Origin of the sequence: Nonomuraea angiospora, assembly GCF_014873145.1 — a bacterium.
Lineage (GTDB): Bacteria > Actinomycetota > Actinomycetes > Streptosporangiales > Streptosporangiaceae > Nonomuraea > Nonomuraea angiospora.
Genome location: NZ_JADBEK010000001.1, coordinates 9,729,307 through 9,748,468, shown reverse-complemented (window position 1 = coordinate 9,748,468; position 19,162 = coordinate 9,729,307). Strand labels below are relative to the sequence as shown.

The window sequence follows — 19,162 nt, the reverse complement described above, 5'->3', positions numbered from 1 at the left end:
GAAGCACATGAAGATCGTTGATCCGGCGACGGAGGACGTCCTCGCCGACGTCGAACTGGCCGACGCCGCCGAGGTGGACCGGGCGGTGGAGCGTGCCAGGAACGCGTACGCGACCTGGCGCGAGGTGTCGCCCGGGGACCGGGCGCGGCTGCTGCGCAGGTTCGCCGACCTGGTGGACGAGCACGGCGAGGAGCTGGCGCGGCTGGAGCTGGCCAACGCCGGGCACCCGATCGGGAACGCCCGTTGGGAGGCCGGCAACGTACGCGACGTGCTGCACTTCTACGCCGGCGCGCCCGAGCGCAACCACGGCAGGCAGATCCCGGTGCCGGGCGGCGTGGACCTCACGTTCCAGGAGCCGCTGGGCGTCGTCGGCGTCATCGTGCCGTGGAACTTCCCCATGGTGATCATGACCTGGGGCGTGGCCCCGGCGCTCGCGGCCGGCAACACGGTGATCGTCAAGCCGGCCGAATGGACCCCGCTGACCGCGCTGAGGCTGGCGGAGCTGGCCCTCGCCGCGGGCCTCCCCGAGGGGGTGCTCCAGGTGCTGCCTGGGGCAGGGGAGGTCGCGGGGGCCCGGCTCGTCGAGCACCCGGACGTGGCGAAGATCGTGTTCACCGGCTCGACCGAGGTGGGCAAGGAGATCGCCGCCAAGGCGGCGCGGCAGGTCAAGCGGATCACGCTGGAGCTGGGCGGCAAGTCCGCCAACATCGTCTTCGCCGACGCGGATCTCGGCAAGGCCGCGAGTACGGCGCCGTACGCGGTCTTCGACAACTCGGGACAGGACTGCTGCGCCCGCTCCCGCCTGCTCGTCCAGGCCGAGGTGTACGACGAGTTCATGGAGCGCCTGGCGGCGGCCGTGCGGGGCGTCAAGGTCGGCGACCCGCTCGACGAGGGCACCGAGATGGGCCCGCTGATCAGCGCCGAACACCTCGACCGGGTGCGCGGTTTCGTCCAGGGCACCCCCTACCTTCAGGGATCCTGCCCCGAGGGCAGGGGCTACTGGTTCCCCCCGACGGTGCTGACGCCGGAGCTCACCGACCCGGCCTTCACCGAGGAGATCTTCGGGCCCGTCGTGTCCGTGGTGCGCTTCGAGGACGAGGCCGAGGCCGTACGCATCGCCAACGACACCCCGTACGGCCTGAGCGGCTCCATCTGGACCCGCGACGTCGGGCGGGCGCTCCGCGTGGCCAGGGCCGTCGAGTCGGGCGCGCTCTCGGTCAACTCGCACTCGTCGGTCCGCTACTGGACCCCCTTCGGGGGCTTCAAGCAGTCCGGTCTCGGCAGGGAGCTCGGCCCTGACGCCCTGGCGGCCTTCACCGAGACCAAGAACGTCTTCATCTCCTGGGAGTGAAAGTGCAGCGTTTGCAGGATCGGGTGGCCGTCATCACCGGCGCGGGCAGCGGCATCGGGCTGGCCACGGCACGCAGGTTCGCCGAGGAGGGCGCCAAGGTCGTCTGCGTGGACGTCGACGAGGAGGCCGGCGTCAAGGCCGCGAACGAGGTCGGCGGCCTCTTCGTCAAGGCCGACGTCACCGTCGAGGACGACGTCGTCAGGATGTTCCGGACCGCCTTCGACACCTACGGCAGCGTGGACATCGCCTTCAACAACGCCGGCATCTCGCCGCCCGACGACGACTCGATCCTGGAGACCGGCATCGACGCCTGGCGCCGGGTCCAGGAGGTGAACCTGACCAGCGTCTACCTCTGCTGCAAGCACGCCATCCCGTACATGCGACAGCAGGGCAAGGGCTCGATCATCAACACCGCGTCGTTCGTGGCCGTCATGGGGTCGGCGACCTCGCAGATCTCGTACACCGCGTCCAAGGGCGGCGTGCTGGCGATGTCGCGCGAGCTGGGCGTGCAGTTCGCCCGGGAGGGCATCAGGGTGAACGCGCTGTGCCCCGGGCCGGTGAACACGCCGCTGCTGCAGGAGCTGTTCGCCAAGGACCCGGAGCGGGCGCAGCGGCGGCTGGTGCACATCCCCGTCGGGCGCTTCGCCGAGGCGTCGGAGATCGCGGCGGCGGTGGCGTTCCTGGCCAGCGACGACGCGTCGTTCATCACGGGTAGTGAGTTCCTGGTGGACGGGGGCATCTCCGGCGCCTACGTCACGCCGCTCTAGCTCTGGTCTGGTTCTCGGGGGTCATATCGTGCAGCGTCCCGTCATCGGCATCACGTCGTACGTGGAGCCGGCGAAGTTCACGGTCTGGGACATGACCGTGGCGCTCCTGCCGTACATGTACGTGGAGCAGGTCGTACGCGCCGGCGGGCAGCCGGTCGTGCTGCCGCCGGCCGGCGAGCCCGCGCAGGTCGTCGGCCGCCTGGACGGCCTGGTCCTGGCCGGTGGCGGGGACGTCGACCCGGCCCGGTACGGGCAGGAGCCGGGGGATCAAACCGGCTATATCCGCAAATTTCGGGATGAGGCGGAGTTTGGGCTGGTCGCGGCGGCCCTCGACGCCGGCCTGCCGTACCTCGGCGTCTGCCGCGGCCTCCAGGTCCTCAACGTCGCCCTCGGCGGCAGCCTCCACCAGCACCTGCCCGACGTCGTGGGGCACACCGGCCACTCCCCCGCCCCCGGCCGGTTCGGCCCGCTGCCCGTCACGCCCGTCCCCGGCAGCCGCCTGGCCAAGGCGCTGGGCACGGAGCCCGTGACCGTCCCCCACTACCACCACCAGGCCGTCGACCGGCTCGCGCCCGGCCTCACGGTCACCGCCACCGCCGGCGACGGCACCATCGAGGCGGTCGAGCTGGACTCGGCCCCCTTCGCCGTGGCCGTGCAGTGGCACCCCGAGGCGGCCGAGGACGGCGCCCTCTTCGAGGCGCTCGTGTCAGCCTGCTGAACGCTCTCACCCCGCCGGTCTGAGCACGCCGTCCAGCACCACGGCTCCGGCGCCGTGCCTGGCCTCCAGGTCGCGGCGCAGCTCGTCGGTGGCCACCCAGACCTGCGCGGTCACCTGGTTGCCCCGCACGCTGGAGGAGGCCGAGACGAGACGGTCGCCCAGCTCGGCCTCGACCTGCCGCTGGATCGCCTCCAGCTCGCTCTGGCTGCGCGCCGCCCCGCTGACGCAGAGCGCGCCGCCCCACACCTCGCGGATCCACGCCTCGCGGCCGGACAGGTCGCCGGTGAACTTCAGGTTGAGCACCAGCCGCCGCGGGTCGCTCGCCTCCGGCGACTCCGCGGGGAGCCCCTTCATGTAGCTCTGGTCGAGCCAGGCGCCCGCGAACTCCTGGGCCGTGCCGGCCCGCGCCATCGCCTCGTCCAGCGCCCGCTGCGTGGCCTTGGCGGGATCGACCGGCCGCCAGCCGCCCTCCGGCGCCGGGCACGGGCTGGTGAGGTCCTCCTCGTGCGCGGGGGCCGCCGCCTTGGCGGGGGCGCCCGGCGGCTCGGTGAGCGTCAGCCTGGTGCCGTCCCAGGTGCCCACGACGTGGTACTCGCCCCACTTCACGCCGCCCTGCGACTCGTGATCCACTTTGTTCCAGTCCCAGCCGGCGATGTCCAGACCGCTGCACTGGGGTGGCGACGACTCCATGACCATCATGCACAGCTGCGGCCCGTGCCCGCCGCCTTCGAGCACCGTCCCGCCGGCCTCGTAACGGGTCGGGGACGCGGCCTCCGATGCGCCGCAGCCCGCCAGGGCCAGGGTGGTCAGCAGGCCGAATGCCGCCGTTCGCCGATTCATATCCTTACGACGTCACCACCCCCCGGAGTGGTTCATGAGCGATCAGAACGCGACAACAACCCCATCGCGGCACTAGGCTGACGAGCATCACCGGCGAAACCGTGCGGGAGAGCGCCCTGACAGCCGGTCAGGGTCCCTGAAGGAGCAAGCCCTCCCCGCAAACCTCTCAAGGCAAAGGACCGCGCGGCTCATGGTGACCTCTGGAAAGCAGGCCCGCGGGGCCTCGCCGAAGGTGAAAGTCCGGCAAAACTCGGGCGAAGCTCTCAGGCATCGATGACAGAGGGGGAGGATCCTGGCATCCAACCCTGTCCAGAGGTGCGACAAATGTCCCGATCAACACCGCTACGCGACGTTCACGAGAGCCTCGGCGCCACGCTCACCGACTTCGCCGGGTGGCTCATGCCGCTCCGGTACGGGAGCGAGTCCGCGGAGCACAACGCCGTTCGCCAGGCGGCCGGGCTGTTCGACCTCTCCCACATGGGCGAGATCTTCCTGACCGGGCCGCAGGCCGGGCAGGCGCTCGACTACGCGCTGGTCGGCCACCTGTCGGCGCTGGCGACCGGGCGGGCCAGATACACCATGATCGTCAACGAGCGGGGCGGGGTCCTCGACGACCTCATCGTCTACCGGCTCGACGACGACGAGTTCATGGTCGTGGCAAACGCCTCGAACTACGAAAAAGTGGCAAAAGAGCTGATTGAGCGGTCGAAAGCGTACGACGTGCTGGTCGAGGACCGGTCGGACCAGTACGCGCTGATCGCCGTACAGGGACCCCGGTCCCAGGAGATCCTCGCCACCCTCACCGACGCCGACCTCGACGGGCTCAAGTACTACGCGGGCCTGCCCGACCTGGTCGACGGGCGGCAGGCGCTCATCGCCCGCACCGGCTACACCGGCGAGGACGGGTTCGAGCTGTTCGTCGCCAACCAGGACGCGGTGCCGCTCTGGCACGCGCTCATGGCGGCGGGCGAGCCGTACGGCCTCAAGCCCGCCGGCCTGTCCAGCCGCGACACCCTCAGGCTGGAGGCCGGCATGCCGCTCTACGGCAACGAGCTGGGCGTCGAGCTGACCCCGTTCGACGCGGGGCTGGGCAGAGTGGTGAAATTCGACAAGCCGGGCGACTTCGTCGGCCGGTCGGCGCTCGAGGCGGTCAAGGACGGCCAGCCCCGGCGCCGGCTCGTCGGCCTGGTCGCGCGGGGACGCCGGGTGCCGCGTCACGGCTACCCGGTCACCAAAGACGGCGCCGTCGTCGGCGAGGTCACCAGCGGTGCGCCCTCCCAGAGCCTGGGCAGGCCCATCGCGATGGCCTACGTGGACACCGGCGCCGATGCAGGCCTGGCCGTGGACATCCGGGGCAGCCATGAACCTATGGACCTGGTAGAGCTGCCCTTCTACAGGAGGAACAACAAGTGAGCAACATCCCTGACGAGCTGAGCTACACCAAGGAGCACGAGTGGGTGGCCGGCCTCGACGACGGCCTCACCGTGACCATCGGCGTCACGGCCTTCGCCGCCGAATCTCTTGGTGACGTCGTCTTTGTGCAGCTCCCCGAAGTCGGCGCGAGCGTCGAGCCGGGCGAATCCGTCGGCGAGGTGGAGTCGACCAAGTCGGTGAGCGACATCTACACCCCCGTCGGGGGTGAGGTCGTCGAGGTGAACCAGGCCGTGGTCGACGACCCGAGCCTGGTCAACAGTGACCCGTACGGCGACGGTTGGATGTTCCGGGTGCGTGTCGAGGGCGACGCCGAGGACGTGCTCACCGCCGAGGAGTACAAGGCGCTCACCTCAGGCGATTCCTGACCTTTTGCCGGGGCCCTACGCGGGGCCCCGGCCCCAGCATGAAGGGCGCCATCCATGGCGATCAGCGTCTTCGACCTCTTCAAGATCGGCATCGGCCCGTCGAGCTCCCACACGGGAGGCCCGATGGCGGCCGCGCACAAGTTCGCCCGCGGGCTGCACGACGACGGCCTGCTCTCCGGGGTCGCGCGGGTCGAGGCCATCCTGTACGGCTCGCTCGGCCTGACCGGCAAGGGCCACGGCAGCGACAAGGCGGTCCTGCTCGGCCTGTCCGGCGAGAAGCCCGAGCTGGTCGACGTCGACTCCATTGACGGCCGCCTGGCCGAGATGCGCGAGTCGGGCACGGTCAAGCTGTACGGGACGCACGAGATCCGCTTCGTCGTGGGCGAGCACCTCGTCTTCGAGCGCAAGATCTCGCTGCCGGAGCACCCGAACGGCATGCGCTTCACCGCGTACGACGCCGACGGCGAGAAGCTGCGGGAGAAGGTCTACTTCTCGGTGGGCGGCGGCTTCGTCGTGGACGAGAAGGCCACGGGCGCCGATCGCATCAAGCCGGACGACACCGTCCTGCCCTACCCCTTCACGACGGGCGAGGAGCTGCTCAAGCACTGCTCCAACACGGGCCTGTCGATCTCGGCGCTGATGCTGGAGAACGAGAAGGCGTTCGGCCGCACCGAGGAGGAGATCCGCTCGGGCCTGCTGCGGCTCTGGGCGGTCATGTCGGAGTGCGTGCGCCGGGGCATCTCCAAGGAGGGCGTCCTGCCCGGCGGCCTCAAGGTCAAGCGCCGCGCCAACCAGCTCCACCGCCGCCTGCAGTCGGAGCCGGCGGAGAAGGACCCGCTGCAGGCCATGGACTGGGTCGCGCTGTTCGCGCTGGCGGTCAACGAGGAGAACGCCGCCGGGGGCCGCATCGTCACCGCCCCCACCAACGGCGCGGCCGGCATCATCCCGGCCGTGCTGACGTACTACACCCGCTTCGTCCCGCACGCGGACGAGGAGGGCGTGGTCCGCTTCCTGCTGACGGCGGGCGCGATCGGCGTGCTGTTCAAGGAGAACGCCTCGATCTCGGGCGCCGAGGTGGGCTGCCAGGGCGAGGTCGGCTCCGCCTGCTCGATGGCCTCGGCCGGCCTCACGGAGGCCCTCGGCGGCACGCCCGAGCAGGTCGAGAACGCGGCCGAGATCGGCATCGAACACAACCTGGGCCTGACCTGCGACCCGATCGGCGGCCTGGTCCAGATCCCGTGCATCGAGCGGAACGCGGTGGCCTCCAACAAGGCCATCACGGCCGCCCGGATCGCCCTGCGCGGCGACGGCCGCCACTTCGTGCCGCTGGATCGTGCCATCAAGACGATGCGGGACACCGGGCGGGACATGCTGGACAAGTACAAGGAGACCTCACGCGGCGGCCTGGCCGTCAATGTGATCGAGTGCTGACCTCGCCCTGACGGCCGGGTCAGCGTCGAACGTGCAGGCGGACGACGGTGCCGGCGTCGTCGTCGCTGACCTCGCGGCGGATCCTGCCGACGATGTCGTGGTCCAGCTTGCTCACCACCGCGCCCACGTCCGCGGTGGACGGGCAGGTCAGGGTGACGCGCAGGCCGTTCTCGGTGACCCGCACCGCCGACCGGCCCAGCCCTTCCACGCCCTTCAGCCCGACGAAGAGCATCGCGGTGCCCGTGCCGTTGCGGGCGCCGCGGCGGCCCCAGCCGAGGCTGAGCAGGAGCCAGCGGAGCGAGACCAGCGACAGGAGCAGGAAGCTCAGGGCCAGCACCCACAGGGGCCAGGGCTCGTCGGCGAGGACCCGGCGGGTCTGGGCCGGGAGGACCTTGGCGGTGGCGGGCAGGTCGAAGAAGCGGCCGTGGCCGCGGAGCCAGGCGTACACGCCCAGGCCCAGCAGCGTGCCGCCCACGATGGCCAGGCCGACGCGGTTGCCCGCGTACTGCCGCATCGCGGCCCCCTTGGCGCGAGGGGGCGTCCGTTGCGCGTCCGTACGTTCGGGCATCACGCCGCCTTTCCGCGCGGCCGGAGCGTCTCGGTGCCGTCGGGCATCACGCCGCCTCTCTGCGCGGCCGGAGCGTCTCGGTGGGTTCGGGCATCAGGCTCCCTTTCTGCGCAGCCGGACCACGACCTCGCCCGTGCCCAGCGTGCCCACGCCCGCCAGCCGGTCTCCCACCGCCGTGCCGACCTGCCTGAGCATCGCGCCGGAGCTCTCCGTCCCCGTCATGACGGTGACCTCGATGGTGCTCCTGCGCAGCCGTACCCGGGCCCGGTCCACCCCCGGCACCTGCTGGGCGGCCGCGCGGAGCGTGCGGCGCAGGCCCGAGCGGGTGATGCCGATGACGATCCGCGGGTCCGACGTCTCCACCGGCACCAGGCTCGACTGGCCGGGCACGATCGCCAGCAGCAGCATCATCGTGCCCGCGCCCACCATGGCCGCGGCGGCGGTGAACAGCTCTGGCCAGGTGGTCCTGCCCGCGAGCTCGACCAGCTTGTTCACGGGGACCCAGCCGAGCCGGTGGCCGAGCAGCCCTGACACGATCTCGGCCGCCGTCGCCCCCAGCCCGGCGGCCAGCGTGAGCGCGACGAGGGCTCCAGGGAGGGTTCGGGCCGGCCTGAGCGCCCTGCTCGCCCGGCGCAGCCCGGTGTGCCGGGCGGGGACCGCGGCGCCGGTGACTGTCTGCTGAAGCGTGGTCATCACAACGACACACGTACACGGATCCCGCGTGGCCGGAACCGCGCCCCCGCCGCCCGTTTGCCCGAACATTACGGGGCGGCCAACAAGGTGAACAACACTCATATTCATTTGCCTGATATGCCGTTACGCTGCCCATATGGACGACCGCCAGCGCTATGACCGCGCCACAGCGGCCCTCGAGCCGCCGTTCGCGATCCTCGATCTGGCGGCCATGCGGGCCAACGCGGCGGACCTCGTACGGCGGGCGGCGGGCAAGCCGATCCGGGTGGCCAGCAAGTCGGTGCGCAGCCGCGCCGTGCTCGAACGCATCCTGGCCATGGACGGCTTCCACGGCATCATGGCCTTCACGCTCCCCGAGGCGCTGTGGCTGGCCTCCCACGGGTTCACCGACATCCTGGTGGCCTACCCGACGGCCGACCGGCAGGCGCTGGCCGAGCTGGCCGGGGACGAGAACGCGGCCAGGCAGATCACCGTGACCATCGACTCGACCGCCCACCTGGACTTCGCTGAGGCGGCCGTGGCGGGGGTGAGCCCCCGGGCCGAGATCCGGACCTGCATCGACATCGACGCCGGATATATCGCCTTTGGCGGGAAATTTCGGGCTGGGGTGCTCCGCTCGCCGATCCGCGAGCCCGAAGGGGCCGCCGACCTGGCCGCCGCCGTCGCCAAGCGCCCCGGGTTCCGGGTGGCCGGGCTGATGGCGTACGAGGCCCAGATCGCCGGGGTCGGCGACGCCCCGCCCGCGAACGCCGCCTACACCCGCGCCGTCCGCCTCATGCAGGCCCGCTCCGCCAGGGACCTCATCATCAGGCGCGGCCGCATCGTGAACGCCGTCCGCCAGGTCACCGACCTGGAGTTCGTCAACGGCGGCGGCACCGGGTCCGTCGAGCGCACCGTGCGCGAGAAGGCCATCACGGAGGTGGCGGCCGGATCCGGCTTCTTCCACCCGAGGCTGTTCGACTTCTACCGCCGCTTCACCGGGCACCCCGCCGCGCTCTTCGCGCTGCCGGTGGTGCGCCGCCCGAGCGTGGACACCGTGACCGTGCTCGGCGGCGGCTATCTGGCCTCGGGCACGCCGGACCGGAGCCGCCTGCCCCAGCCGTACCTGCCGGCCGGGCTGCGCTACGCCCCGGACGAGGGGGCGGGCGAGGTGCAGACCCCGCTGCTCGGCCAGGCGGCCCAGGACCTGCGGATCGGGGACCGGGTGTGGTTCAGGCACGCCAAGGCGGGCGAGATGTGCGAGCGCTTCGACGCGCTCCACCTCATCGACGGCGACACTCTGGTGGAGTCGGTGCCCACGTACCGGGGCGAGGGCCGGACCTTCCTCTGACCGCCCCCGGCCAGCCCCCGCGGTCTGACCGCCCCCGGCGAGCCCCCACGGGTCAGCGGCGCCTGCGGCGGCGCCAGAGCACGATGGCGGCCCCCACGACCAGCACCGCGCCGATCCCGATCAGCACCGGCGCCAGGTCGGGCCGCTCCTCCTCCCACATCTCGTCGGGATGGTCGCCGGCTTCGACCGGCCGCGGCGTCACCCCCAGCGCGTCGCCCACGGACGCCACGAAGTGCGTGGCCCTGCTCTTGACGTCGGACACCGTGCGCTCGGCGACCCGCTTGGGGCTCACCCGGTCGGCTATGGCGTCCACCGTCTGCGCCAACTCCGCGCGTGTCCGCGCGATCCGCCGCTCCAGCTCGTCCGGATCGGTGTCAGCCATGGCTCTCCTCTCGGCCTCACGCGTGGCCGCGCCCGCTCCGCGTGCCGTGCGAGCTCCGTCGTTCTTGGTGCTGATCAGTCTGTCAGGTCGGCGCGCCGTACGGCACGGCGGCCAGGCCGGTAGGTTGGCGGGAAGGAACTCAGGAGGGCCAATTGACCGACACCAAGCTCGCGCCCGGCGACGCCGCGCCCGAGTTCACGCTACCCACCGCCGACGGCGAGGCCGTCTCGCTCGACGCCTACCGCGGCAAGCGGGTGATCCTTTATTTCTACCCTGCCGCGATGACGCCCGGCTGCACCAAGCAGGCCTGCGACTTCCGCGACAACCTCGGCCAGTTGACGGCCGAGGGTTTCGTCGTTCTCGGCGTGTCTAAGGACAAACCGGAAAAACTTGCCAAATTCGCCGAACGTGACGCCCTGACCTTCCCCTTGTTGTCCGACCCCGACCTGACCGTGCATCAGGCCTACGGCGCGTACGGCCCGAAGAAGCTGTACGGCAAGGAGGTCGTGGGGGTCATCCGCTCGACGTTCGTCATCGACGCGGACGGAAAGGTGGAGCAGGCGCTCTACAACGTGAAGGCCACGGGCCACGTGGCCGGGCTCAAGAAGAAGCTCGGCCTCAGCTGACCACCCCGGCGGGCCCTCCCAGAGGGCCCGTACCCGTCTTCACATGCGCTCCTCTTTCCCGCTGAGAGCGCTAAACTGTGTCAGGCCCGCATTGGCGGGGGCTGCGCGGGCGTGGCGAAATGGCATACGCGGCAGGTTTAGGTCCTGTTGGTGGAGACACCGTGGGGGTTCGAGTCCCCCCGCCCGCACACCTGTGCACCGGATCGGCCTCTGTTTCGCCCGGCAAAAGTCGCTGTCTGCGAGTGGCAGTTCGGGCACAACAGCCTCAGGTTCTCTCGCCGATTGTCCAGCGGATTGCCATTGATGTGGTCCACTTCAAGGATCAGCGGTTTCCCTTGCCAGGTGTCTCCGGTCCCGCACATGACGCAACGTGCGGGCACGCCGATCTCGTCCAGGGCACGTCGCAGCACCGCACCTGAAGTGCGGCTCGTCCGAAGAGGGCGCTCCGCGAGAACGGCGGCAGGGTCTCTGCGTGGCTTGCTCATCACCGAACTGGTGATCTTGCGTTCGAAGTGGGCCGTGTCGATGCCATGGCGTGCGATGTGCCGAAGGAGTCGCCGCCGATTCGTTTCGTTGACGGGCAGGCCAAGCCGGCGCATCATCGACGCCACCGATCGGGACTCTTTCGCCGCGGATCTAACATCGTGCTCATTCAGCCGGAGACGCTGGAAGCCGGCGGGTTCGGCGATGTCGAAAGCTCGGAGCTGACGACGGACCTCCTCCCGGGATCTCCCGCTCTCAGCCACGCCAAGGCGCCGCAGAATTTCCCGCATGCTCTTCGCACCCTTGGCCGCCTCTTCAAGAGCGTCGCGCTCGAACGCCTCGGGCAGCGCGCTCTCCCGATGCCCGGGAAGGCGATTGAAATGTGATACATCGATGCGCATGGCTTTGATCCGACGGCTGATATGCGAATGCGCCCCACCACTACGTGGAATTTCGAGGCGATCGAGCACTTCGTAGACACTCGTCGACGCCGCCACGGCCTCGGTCAAGATCTGGAGAGTGTATTTACTTCGCGAGATGCGACGGAAATGGCTGGTATCGATGCCGAGTTCGGCTATTTTCCGGCTCAAGCTCGCCCGCCGGCCGCCGGAGTTTCTCAGACCCAGCAAGGACACGACCTCGGTGATCGACCGAGCCCGGCGCACGAATCCGGCCAGCTCTTCGGGGGTTGGATCGGCGTTCGACATGGACGCAGAATAAAGCCGGGGACCGACACTTTCGCGAAAACGATCTCGCCCGTTCTCACCGATCGACCATTTACTGTAATAATCGCCCGGTTTGCTACTCGATCATGTTGAGGACCTGCCCGCTGCTGGTAGGGAACGGGACCGGCGCCGGCGGAGCGACGGACTGCGGAGCCTTCGGCACCACCCAGCCGCAAAAGACGCGGCCCTTCCCCTCCTCCTCGCAGGCGGAGTCGAGGCGCTCGGGCACCTGGAAGCGCCTGGGCATCGGGTCCGGCTCCTGCCAGTACACCCTGTGCACCTCGTCCCGGTGCGCGAATCCGCTGACCACCGCCACGGCGGTGCCGCCCAGCAGGGCGCCGATCACGAGGCCGATGAGTCCGGCGCCCAGGACCTGGGCCTGCTTCTGCCGGAAGAACTCCCGGTAGGAGTCGGGGTGCCGAGGCGGCTCGAGAGGCGTCGTGAATCCGGGGCCCGGAGGGGCCTCGCCGTACTTCAGCCGGCTCCGCGCCCCGGACTCGTGAAGGTCGTCATCAGGGGTCGGGTCGCGCGGTGCTTCCTCTTCACCGCGCGACCCGGCGTCGCGATCATGATCCGCCATCACGATCTCCCTTTACTCGCCCGCAAGAGGGGCGCTCCCAGAGACAAGAATGCCCAAGTCACCGTAAGCCCGGCGTAAGACCCCCGCCAGTCCCCCGCCGCGTAAGACCTGGGTCGTAGACGCACTTCCACCTACAGGCGGAACAACGGTCAGACGGCGGTACATATCGTGATGGTGTGTTCGGCAAGGTGCGGGCGTGGTCGAGGCGCCACGAGAAGCTGGCGGGCGTCCTCCGGGTCGCCCCGCTCGCCACGCTGTGCGCGATCCTGGCGATCCCGTACGCGGCCGTCCCCCCGGCCACGGCCGCCGGCCCCTACTTCGGCGTGGCCGGATATCTGGCCCTGTCGGCGGCGCTGCTGCTGCCGCTGCTCTGGCGCGAGCGCGCGGTCGCCTCGTTCGCCGTGATCGCGCTGATCAGCTTCGGGCAGTGGCTGGCGGGGGTCAACCCGCTGCCCGCCAACCTCGCCGTGCTGGTCGCCCTCTGGGCGGTGGCGTACCGGTGCTCGTTCCGCTGGAGCCTGGCCGCGGGCCTGGTGACGGAGCTGGGGGTGTTCCTGGCCCTGGCCAGGTGGGACACGCCTACCTTGGGGATGTTCTTCAGCGGCTCGATCTTCACCGTGACGGTCTGGTTGACCGGCCTGTACGCCAGCACCCGCAGGCGATACCTGGAAGGGCTCGAAGAGCGCGCGGAACGGGCGGAGCGCGAGCGCGACCAGCAGGCCAGGATGGCCGCCGCGGCCGAGCGCGCCAGGATCGCCAGGGAGCTGCACGACGTCGTGGCCCACAACGTCAGCGTGATGGTGGTGCAGGCCGACGGCGCGGGCTACGCCCTCGACTCCGATCCCGAGCAGGCCCGCGAGGCCGTCAGGGCCATCTCCAAGACCGGCCGCGCCGCGCTCGCCGAGATGCGCAGGCTGGTCGGCGTCCTGCGCGAGGGCGAGCAGGAGAGCACCGACTACACGCCGCAGCCGGGGCTCGGCCAGCTGGAGGACCTGGTGCGCGGCTCGGCCGTGCCCACCCGGCTCCAGGTCGGCGGCGCGCCCGTCGAGCTGCCGGAGGGCCAGCAGCTCGCGGTCTACCGCATCGTCCAGGAAGCCCTCACGAACGCGCTCAAGCACGGCGGCCCCGGCGTCCAGGCGCTCGTGGAGATCGACTACAGCGGCCCCGAGCTCGTCGTACGCGTGACCGACGACGGCCGGGGCGCGGCGGCCCCCAGGAGCGCCGGCGGCCACGGCCTGATCGGCATGCGCGAGCGGGTCGGCATGTACGGCGGCGCCGTCTCGGCGGAGCCGCTGCGGGACGGCGGGTTCGAGGTGCTGGCCAGGTTGCCCATGGTCAAGGCGGCATAGAGGAGGTGGCCGGGTGATTCGCGTGATGCTGGTCGACGATCAGGAGCTGCTGCGCGCCGGGTTCAGGATGGTGCTCGCGGCCCAGCCGGACATCGAGGTGGTGGCCGAGGCCGGCGACGGCGCCGCGGCGCTGGAGCTGCTGGAGAGCACCGAGGTGGATGTCGTGCTCATGGACGTGCGCATGCCGGTCATGGACGGCGTCGAGGCCACCAGCCGCATCCAGGGCCCGAAGGTGCTGATCCTGACCACGTTCGACCTCGACGAGTACGCGTTCGCCGCGGTCAAGGCGGGCGCGGCCGGGTTCCTGCTGAAGGACGTGCCGCCGGCCGACCTGGTCGAGGCGATCAAGATCGTGCACGCGGGCGACTCGGTGGTGTCGCCGAGCACGTTACGGCGGATGCTGGACAGGTTCGCCGCGCAGCTCCCGACGGACGACCCGGTGGCGACGGCCGACCTGACGCCGCGCGAGCGGGAGGTGCTGCTCATGGTGGCCCGCGGCCTGTCCAACATGGAGATCGCCGGTCGGCTGCAGGTGGCGGAGGCGACGGTGAAGACGCACCTGGGGCGGGTGCTGGCCAAGCTGGGGCTGCGGGATCGGGCCCAGGTCGTGGTGTACGCGTACGAGGCGGGGCTGATCGTGCCGTCACATCGACCGGAAGCCATCGGCCGAAAGTCTGACCGGAGTCATCTGTAGTCCTACACAAAGTCCATCCATAGGTCCCACAGATCCTGAAATTTCCACTCCTAGCGTGGGTCGCGTTGAAAAGCCGCGACAAGGAGTGAAAGTGACGCTCACCGATACCAGGCGCCAGGCACCGCCCGCGGTGGTGGCCAGAGATCTGACCAAGGTGTACGGCGAGGGCGACGCCCAGGTGCACGCCCTCCGCGCGGTGAACGTGTCCTTCGCCACCGGGGCCTTCACCGCGATCATGGGCCCGTCGGGCTCCGGCAAGTCCACGCTGATGCACTGCCTGGCCGGGCTCGACGCCGCCACCTCGGGCACCGTGCACATCGGCGACGTGGAGCTGACCGGGCTGAACGACCGGCAGCTCACGCTGCTGCGCCGCGAGCGGATCGGGTTCGTCTTCCAGGCCTTCAACCTGCTGCCCACGCTCACCGCCGAGCAGAACATCCGCCTCCCGCTGGACATCGCCGCCCGCCAGGCGGACCAGGCGCTGTTCGACCGGGTGATCGAGACCGTCGGGCTGAAGGACCGGCTCGGACACCGGCCGAGCGAGCTGTCCGGCGGCCAGCAGCAGCGCGTGGCCGTGGCCAGGGCACTGATCAGCAAGCCTCAGGTGATCTTCGCCGACGAGCCCACGGGGAACCTGGACTCCCGCAGCGGCGCCGAGGTCCTGTCCTTCCTGCGCACCTCCGTACGCGAGCTGGGCCAGACCATCGTCATGGTCACGCACGACCCGGTGGCCGCCTCGTACGCCGACCGCGTGGTGTTCCTGCGCGACGGCGAGCTGGTCACCGAGATCGGCGCGCCGACGCCGCAGTCCGTGCTTGACACGCTCGTGCAGCTGGAAAGGGCGTGACGAGGTGCTGAAGACGGCACTGGCCGGGTTGCGCGCGCACAAGCTCAGGCTGCTGCTCACCTCGCTGGCGATCACGCTGGGCGTGGGGTTCATCGCGGGCACGTTCGTGCTGAACGACACCGTGCAGGCCGGGTTCGCGCAGCGCGTCACGGCCGACGCGGGCAAGGTGGACGTGGCCGTGCTGCCCAAGGGCCCCGACGCCCTGCTGCCGGAGCGCGTCCTGGAGCAGGTGCGCGCCCTGGACGGCGTCACCGAGGCCCAGGGCCTGATCCGCGCCGTCGCTCCCGTGCTCGGCAAGGACGGCAAGACCGTCGGGAACGCCCCCACCACGGCCCTGTCCATCGTCCAGGGGCCGCTCGACCGCACCGACATCGTCTCGGGCACCGGCCCCGGCACCGACGACCAGGCCGCCGTGCTCGACAAGAACACCGCCAAGACCCAGGGCTTCAAGCTCGGCGACCCGCTCACGGTGCTCGACGCCAAGCAGCGCAGGCACCAGTTCAGGCTCGTCGGCCTGCTCGACCCCGGCGTGGACCAGGAGCTCTCCTACACCGGCGCGGTCGGCTTCACCGCCGCCACCGCGCAGCGGATGACGGGCGCGCAGGGCTACCGCGAGATCGACGTGGCGGGCCGGGCCCCCGGGCTGAAGCAGGCCGTCGCGGCGGCCGTGGGCGGCGCGTACGTGGTCAAGACCGGCGGCGAGCTGGCCGACGACCTGGCCAAGGCCGCCGGGGTGGAGACCCGCATGTTCACGCTGGGCCTGCTGATGTTCGGCGTCGTGGCGATGATGGTGGCCGCGCTGGTCATCTACAACACCTTCAACATCCTCGTCGCGCAGCGCACCAGGGAGATGGCGCTGCTGCGGTGCATCGGGGCCACGCGCGGGCAGGTGTTCGGCGCGATCGTGCTGGAGTCCACGGTGGTGGGGCTGATCGCCTCCGCGCTCGGCCTGGTCATCGGGTACGGCCTGGCCTCGCTCACGCTGACGGTCCTGGCCTCGTTCGACGCCCCGCTGCCCACGGACGCGGCCGTCACCCTCGGCCCCGCCACGATCGGGGTGGGCCTGGCCGTCGGCCTGGCGGTCACGGTGGGCGCGGCCCTGCTGCCCGCCCGGTCGGCCACCCGGGTCGCGCCGATCGCGGCGCTGCGGAGCCAGGTGGAGGAGCAGACGTTCCGGGCGAGCCTCGTACGCGGCATCTTCGCCGCGCTCTTCCTGGTGGCGGGCCTCGGCACGACGGCCGTCGGTGTCTTCATGATCACTCCCGGCCAGCAGGTCTCGCTCTTCGTCGTGATGGCCGGGGGCGCGCTGACGTTCCTGGCCGTGCTGATCCTGGGCCCGGTGCTGATCAGGCCGCTGAGCGCGCTGGTCGGCTGGATCCCCGGCAGGCTCTTCGGGGTGCCGGGGCGGCTCGCGGTGGACAACTCGGGCCGCAACCCCAAGCGGGCCGCGACCACCACGGTCGCGCTGACCATCGGCGTGACGCTCATGACGCTGATCTCGGTGGTCACCGCCTCCACCAGGCTGACGTTGACGGCCAAGCTGGACAACCAGTTCCCGATCGACTACATGCTGGCCGGCCAGCAGCGCGAGGCGGTCATCCCCCGGTCCGTGACCACGGAGCTGCGCGGCAGGCCGGAGCTGGCCTCCGTGGCGCAGGTGCGCGCCACCAAGGCCGAACTCTCGGACCGGCGGCTCGATGTCGGCACCTTCAGCGGGGCGATCGAACCGTCCGTGACCGCCGGCTCCATGAAGGGCCTCGGCCCCGGGCAGGCGGCGGTGGCCGACAACGTGGCCACGGAGCGCGGCGTGCGGCTCGGCGACTCGGTCTCGCTGAAGACCGAGGAGGCCGGGGTCGTCTCGCTGAAGGTGGTGGCGCTGCTCGACGGGGCCCAGTCGTCGCTCCCGTCGGTCATCGTCGCGGAGGCGGCGTTCGACACGTACTTCGGCGCCCTGCCCGACTCCCGCGTCCTGATCAACATCAAGGACGGCGTGCCGCCCGAGCGGGCCCGCAAGGTGGTGGACGCCGCCGTCGCCGCCTATCCGACCGTGCAGGTGTCGAGCTCGACGGAGGTACGCGGCCAGTTCGACGAGACGCTGGACATGCTGCTCATGATCATCACTGGGCTTTTGGGCCTGGCGATCCTGATCTCGCTCCTGGGCATCGCCAACACGCTCTCCCTGTCGGTCCACGAGCGCACGCGGGAGTCGGCGCTGCTGCGCGCCCTCGGCCTGACCCGGCCGCAGCTTCGCCGCATGTTGTCCGTCGAGGCGCTGGTGCTCGGACTGATCGGAGCGCTGGTGGGGGTGGTGCTCGGCGGGGTCTTCGGCTGGGCCGCGATCATGGCGATGCTGGACGGGGCCGTCCTGTCGGTGCCCATCGGGCAGATCGCGCTGTTCGTGCTGCTGTCCGGGGCGGCCGGCGTGCTGGCCGCCGTACTCCCGGCCCGCCGCGCCGCGCGCGCCTCGATCGTCGGCTCCCTCGCCGCCGGCTGACCCCGGCGGCCCGCCCGTCCGACCTCTCGTTCGGGCCTCTCGTTCGGGCCTCTCGTTCGGGCCTCTCGTTCGGGCCTCTCGTTCGGGCGGAGCCGCGGCTCTCGGGCGCGGAACCAGGGCTGTCTCAGCGTGGTGTGCGGCCGGGCCAGAGGTCGGCGACCGACTCGGGGTCGAGGAGCGGCCGGGCCACCACCTCGCCCGTGGCGCGGTCGATCACGATGCACCCGCCCCCGATCGTCTCCGGCAGCGTGGCAGGGTCGTCGGGTTCGAGCTCGCGTACCCACGCCACATATCCGTCGCGGAACCCGTGTACCCCCACCGGCACCGCCTCGTCGGGCGCCAGAACGCCGTTGAAGTACTCCTCGGCCAGTGCCCGGGCCTGGTCGAGGTTCACCGCGGCCATCCCTGCCGGTCGAGTATCACGCAGAACACCCCGGTCACCGTCATATAGGCGGGTTCGACGGACATGTGCCCCCTCTGAGCGTCGATCCAGATCACCTCGCCGTCGTAGTTGACCGCGTTCCAGGCGTGGGAGCCGCCTCCTGGCCAGCGCACCACGATGACGGCCGCGGCCCCGTGCCCGGCGTCGCGCAGCCGCCGCGCGATCATCGGATAGGCGTGCCGGCCCTGGCCCGCGTACTGGAAGCGCTGCCCGATCCACCGCTCGATCCTGGACAGGCTCCCCTGCTCGCCGGTCAGCAGGGGCCGGCCGATCCGGTCGTACTCCGGGAACCTGGGCGCGGCCGTGGCGGGCTCGCCGTGCCAGGTGGACAGCACGGCCAGCGCGCAGTCCGCGGCGTTGGAGGCCCGGAACGGGTCGTCGGCGGGCCCGCCGCCGTTGATCAGGCGCACCCAGGTGCCGCGCGGGTCGGGGAAGCGGTCGCCGGGCCGCAGCGCCTCGGCGAGGTCCTGCTCCACCTGCGGGTCCGGCTGGGCGAGCCCGCCGGGCACCCCGTACGGCCTGGCGTCGGCGAGCCTGGACGGCCGGCGCGTCCGATCGAACCAGTCGCCCTCCTCTGCGTCGAGCAGGTCGCCCGGCACGTCGGCCAGGTGGGGACGCTCGGACCGGTGATCACGGCCGGGCCAGTGATCGTGCCCGGACCGGTGATCATGCCCGGTCTGGTGATCGCGGTCGGACCGAGAATCGTGATCCCCGGCCCGATGATCGTGATCCCCGGCCCGATGATCGTGATCCCCGGTCCGGCGATCGCGATCGCCGGTCCGGGGGTCGCGGTCGGTCCGGGGGTCGCGGTCGGTCCGGGGGTCGCGGTCGGTCCGGGGGTCGTGCCCTCCGGCCCAGGGGGCGGCGGGCGCTTCGGGCTCCAAGGTGGCCGGGCCCCCCGCAGAGCGCGCGGGGGCGGTGCCGGTCTCGGCGGCGCGCTCGTAGTCGAGCCACCGCACCCCCTCCGCCACCACGGGGTTGTACTGTCCGTCTGGAAGGACCCACCGGACGGCCGGCTTGCGCTCGCGGAACACGTCCTGCCT

Annotated in this window: 20 protein-coding genes, 1 tRNA gene, 1 pseudogene and 1 riboswitch; of the genes and pseudogenes, 14 read left to right on the top strand and 8 right to left on the bottom strand. The window is 71.1% G+C overall.

What is annotated here, in order from left to right:
• Positions 1 to 7: 7 nt before the first annotated feature.
• From H4W80_RS44990 to H4W80_RS44980, 3 genes are read left to right on the top strand one after another with little or no spacing between them, the layout of a single operon-like run.
• On the top strand, positions 8 to 1,351 hold the full coding sequence (locus tag H4W80_RS44990) for an aldehyde dehydrogenase family protein (RefSeq protein WP_192790651.1): 1,344 nt from the start codon (positions 8 to 10) through the stop codon (positions 1,349 to 1,351).
• A gap of 2 nt (positions 1,352 to 1,353) precedes the next feature.
• Entirely contained in the window at positions 1,354 to 2,118 is a 765-nt protein-coding gene (locus H4W80_RS44985) for a 3-oxoacyl-ACP reductase (protein ID WP_318787348.1), read from the top strand.
• Between the two features lie 28 nt (positions 2,119 to 2,146).
• A complete protein-coding gene (locus H4W80_RS44980; protein ID WP_192790650.1) occupies positions 2,147 to 2,836 on the top strand; it encodes a gamma-glutamyl-gamma-aminobutyrate hydrolase family protein in 690 nt (229 codons plus the stop codon).
• A gap of 6 nt (positions 2,837 to 2,842) precedes the next feature.
• Here the strand turns inward: H4W80_RS44980 and H4W80_RS44975 are convergent, their stop codons facing one another.
• Positions 2,843 to 3,676, bottom strand: coding sequence for a hypothetical protein (locus H4W80_RS44975; protein ID WP_192790649.1), 834 nt, complete (start codon positions 3,674 to 3,676; stop codon positions 2,843 to 2,845).
• A 94-nt stretch (positions 3,677 to 3,770) separates the two neighbouring features.
• Positions 3,771 to 3,868, top strand: a riboswitch (glycine riboswitch).
• A gap of 132 nt (positions 3,869 to 4,000) precedes the next feature.
• Here H4W80_RS44975 and gcvT point away from each other — a divergent pair.
• The 3 genes from gcvT to H4W80_RS44960 are packed head-to-tail and all read left to right on the top strand — an operon-like array spanning position 4,001 to position 6,906.
• Positions 4,001 to 5,089 (top strand): glycine cleavage system aminomethyltransferase GcvT, encoded by a 1,089-nt coding sequence (gcvT, locus tag H4W80_RS44970; protein ID WP_192790648.1) that lies wholly within the window; start codon positions 4,001 to 4,003, stop codon positions 5,087 to 5,089.
• A complete protein-coding gene (gene gcvH / locus H4W80_RS44965) occupies positions 5,086 to 5,475 on the top strand; it encodes a glycine cleavage system protein GcvH (protein WP_192790647.1) in 390 nt (129 codons plus the stop codon). Before gcvT ends, gcvH begins: the two co-directional genes overlap by 4 nt.
• Positions 5,476 to 5,529: 54 nt before the next feature.
• On the top strand, positions 5,530 to 6,906 hold the full coding sequence (locus H4W80_RS44960) for an L-serine ammonia-lyase (RefSeq protein WP_192790646.1): 1,377 nt from the start codon (positions 5,530 to 5,532) through the stop codon (positions 6,904 to 6,906).
• A gap of 19 nt (positions 6,907 to 6,925) precedes the next feature.
• Here H4W80_RS44960 and H4W80_RS44955 read toward each other — a convergent pair whose 3' ends face one another.
• Entirely contained in the window at positions 6,926 to 7,474 is a 549-nt protein-coding gene (locus H4W80_RS44955) for a hypothetical protein (RefSeq protein ID WP_192790645.1), read from the bottom strand.
• A gap of 93 nt (positions 7,475 to 7,567) precedes the next feature.
• A complete protein-coding gene (locus H4W80_RS44950; RefSeq protein ID WP_192790644.1) occupies positions 7,568 to 8,167 on the bottom strand; it encodes a DUF6286 domain-containing protein in 600 nt (199 codons plus the stop codon).
• Between the two features lie 136 nt (positions 8,168 to 8,303).
• Here H4W80_RS44950 and H4W80_RS44945 point away from each other — a divergent pair, with 136 nt between their 5' ends.
• On the top strand, positions 8,304 to 9,497 hold the full coding sequence (locus tag H4W80_RS44945) for an amino acid deaminase/aldolase (RefSeq protein ID WP_192790643.1): 1,194 nt from the start codon (positions 8,304 to 8,306) through the stop codon (positions 9,495 to 9,497).
• Positions 9,498 to 9,549: 52 nt separating this feature from the next.
• Here the strand turns inward: H4W80_RS44945 and H4W80_RS44940 are convergent, their stop codons facing one another.
• Positions 9,550 to 9,879, bottom strand: coding sequence for a DUF3618 domain-containing protein (locus H4W80_RS44940; protein WP_192790642.1), 330 nt, complete (start codon positions 9,877 to 9,879; stop codon positions 9,550 to 9,552).
• 152 nt (positions 9,880 to 10,031) lie between these two features.
• On the opposite strand from H4W80_RS44940, the gene bcp reads away from it, so the two are divergent.
• Together bcp and H4W80_RS44930 are read left to right on the top strand one after the other, a co-directional pair.
• Complete coding sequence (gene bcp, locus H4W80_RS44935; RefSeq protein WP_192790641.1) at positions 10,032 to 10,505, top strand: thioredoxin-dependent thiol peroxidase; 474 nt, start codon at positions 10,032 to 10,034, stop codon at positions 10,503 to 10,505.
• Between the two features lie 105 nt (positions 10,506 to 10,610).
• Positions 10,611 to 10,693 (top strand) — tRNA-Leu (locus tag H4W80_RS44930).
• Between the two features lie 60 nt (positions 10,694 to 10,753).
• Here the strand turns inward: H4W80_RS44930 and H4W80_RS64795 are convergent.
• Positions 10,754 to 10,867: pseudogene (locus H4W80_RS64795) on the bottom strand (HNH endonuclease); the annotation flags it as partial.
• 150 nt (positions 10,868 to 11,017) lie between these two features.
• On the opposite strand from H4W80_RS64795, the gene H4W80_RS61790 reads away from it, so the two are divergent.
• The gene (locus tag H4W80_RS61790) at positions 11,018 to 11,374 is read left to right on the top strand and encodes a hypothetical protein (protein ID WP_225964003.1); all 357 of its coding nucleotides are present in this window, start codon (positions 11,018 to 11,020) and stop codon (positions 11,372 to 11,374) included.
• Positions 11,375 to 11,789: 415 nt separating this feature from the next.
• Here the strand turns inward: H4W80_RS61790 and H4W80_RS44920 are convergent, their stop codons facing one another.
• Positions 11,790 to 12,293, bottom strand: a complete 504-nt coding sequence (locus H4W80_RS44920; protein ID WP_192790640.1) for a hypothetical protein — start codon at positions 12,291 to 12,293, stop codon at positions 11,790 to 11,792.
• 176 nt (positions 12,294 to 12,469) lie between these two features.
• Between H4W80_RS44920 and H4W80_RS44915 the strand changes: the two genes are divergently transcribed.
• From H4W80_RS44915 to H4W80_RS44900, 4 genes are all read left to right on the top strand, one after another.
• Entirely contained in the window at positions 12,470 to 13,642 is a 1,173-nt protein-coding gene (locus H4W80_RS44915) for a sensor histidine kinase (RefSeq protein ID WP_192790639.1), read from the top strand.
• A 13-nt stretch (positions 13,643 to 13,655) separates the two neighbouring features.
• Positions 13,656 to 14,336, top strand: a complete 681-nt coding sequence (locus H4W80_RS44910; RefSeq protein ID WP_318787347.1) for a response regulator transcription factor — start codon at positions 13,656 to 13,658, stop codon at positions 14,334 to 14,336.
• A gap of 91 nt (positions 14,337 to 14,427) precedes the next feature.
• Positions 14,428 to 15,183 (top strand): ABC transporter ATP-binding protein, encoded by a 756-nt coding sequence (locus H4W80_RS44905; protein ID WP_318787346.1) that lies wholly within the window; start codon positions 14,428 to 14,430, stop codon positions 15,181 to 15,183.
• A 4-nt stretch (positions 15,184 to 15,187) separates the two neighbouring features.
• Positions 15,188 to 17,677 carry an ABC transporter permease gene (locus H4W80_RS44900; protein WP_192790638.1) on the top strand — a complete coding sequence of 830 codons (2,490 nt, stop codon included), beginning with the start codon at positions 15,188 to 15,190 and terminating at the stop codon, positions 17,675 to 17,677.
• 124 nt (positions 17,678 to 17,801) lie between these two features.
• Here H4W80_RS44900 and H4W80_RS44895 read toward each other — a convergent pair whose 3' ends face one another.
• Positions 17,802 to 18,080, bottom strand: coding sequence for a hypothetical protein (locus H4W80_RS44895; protein ID WP_225964002.1), 279 nt, complete (start codon positions 18,078 to 18,080; stop codon positions 17,802 to 17,804).
• Positions 18,068 to 19,153 (bottom strand): toxin glutamine deamidase domain-containing protein, encoded by a 1,086-nt coding sequence (locus H4W80_RS44890; protein ID WP_318787345.1) that lies wholly within the window; start codon positions 19,151 to 19,153, stop codon positions 18,068 to 18,070. Before H4W80_RS44890 ends, H4W80_RS44895 begins: the two co-directional genes overlap by 13 nt.
• Positions 19,154 to 19,162: the final 9 nt, after the last annotated feature.

What these genes read in the sequence shown, in the direction of transcription:
- H4W80_RS44895 (WP_225964002.1), bottom strand. Translation starts at nt 18,080, where the DNA reads ATGGCCGCGGTGAACCTCGACCAGGCCCGGGCACTGGCCGAGGAGTAC.
- H4W80_RS44940 (WP_192790642.1), bottom strand. Translation starts at nt 9,879, where the DNA reads ATGGCTGACACCGATCCGGACGAGCTGGAGCGGCGGATCGCGCGGACA.
- H4W80_RS44945 (WP_192790643.1), top strand. Translation starts at nt 8,304, where the DNA reads ATGGACGACCGCCAGCGCTATGACCGCGCCACAGCGGCCCTCGAGCCG.
- H4W80_RS44950 (WP_192790644.1), bottom strand. Translation starts at nt 8,167, where the DNA reads ATGACCACGCTTCAGCAGACAGTCACCGGCGCCGCGGTCCCCGCCCGG.
- H4W80_RS44990 (WP_192790651.1), top strand. Translation starts at nt 8, where the DNA reads ATGAAGATCGTTGATCCGGCGACGGAGGACGTCCTCGCCGACGTCGAA.
- H4W80_RS44955 (WP_192790645.1), bottom strand. Translation starts at nt 7,474, where the DNA reads ATGCCCGAACGTACGGACGCGCAACGGACGCCCCCTCGCGCCAAGGGG.
- H4W80_RS44975 (WP_192790649.1), bottom strand. Translation starts at nt 3,676, where the DNA reads ATGAATCGGCGAACGGCGGCATTCGGCCTGCTGACCACCCTGGCCCTG.
- gcvT (WP_192790648.1), top strand. Translation starts at nt 4,001, where the DNA reads ATGTCCCGATCAACACCGCTACGCGACGTTCACGAGAGCCTCGGCGCC.
- H4W80_RS44920 (WP_192790640.1), bottom strand. Translation starts at nt 12,293, where the DNA reads ATGGCGGATCATGATCGCGACGCCGGGTCGCGCGGTGAAGAGGAAGCA.
- H4W80_RS44960 (WP_192790646.1), top strand. Translation starts at nt 5,530, where the DNA reads ATGGCGATCAGCGTCTTCGACCTCTTCAAGATCGGCATCGGCCCGTCG.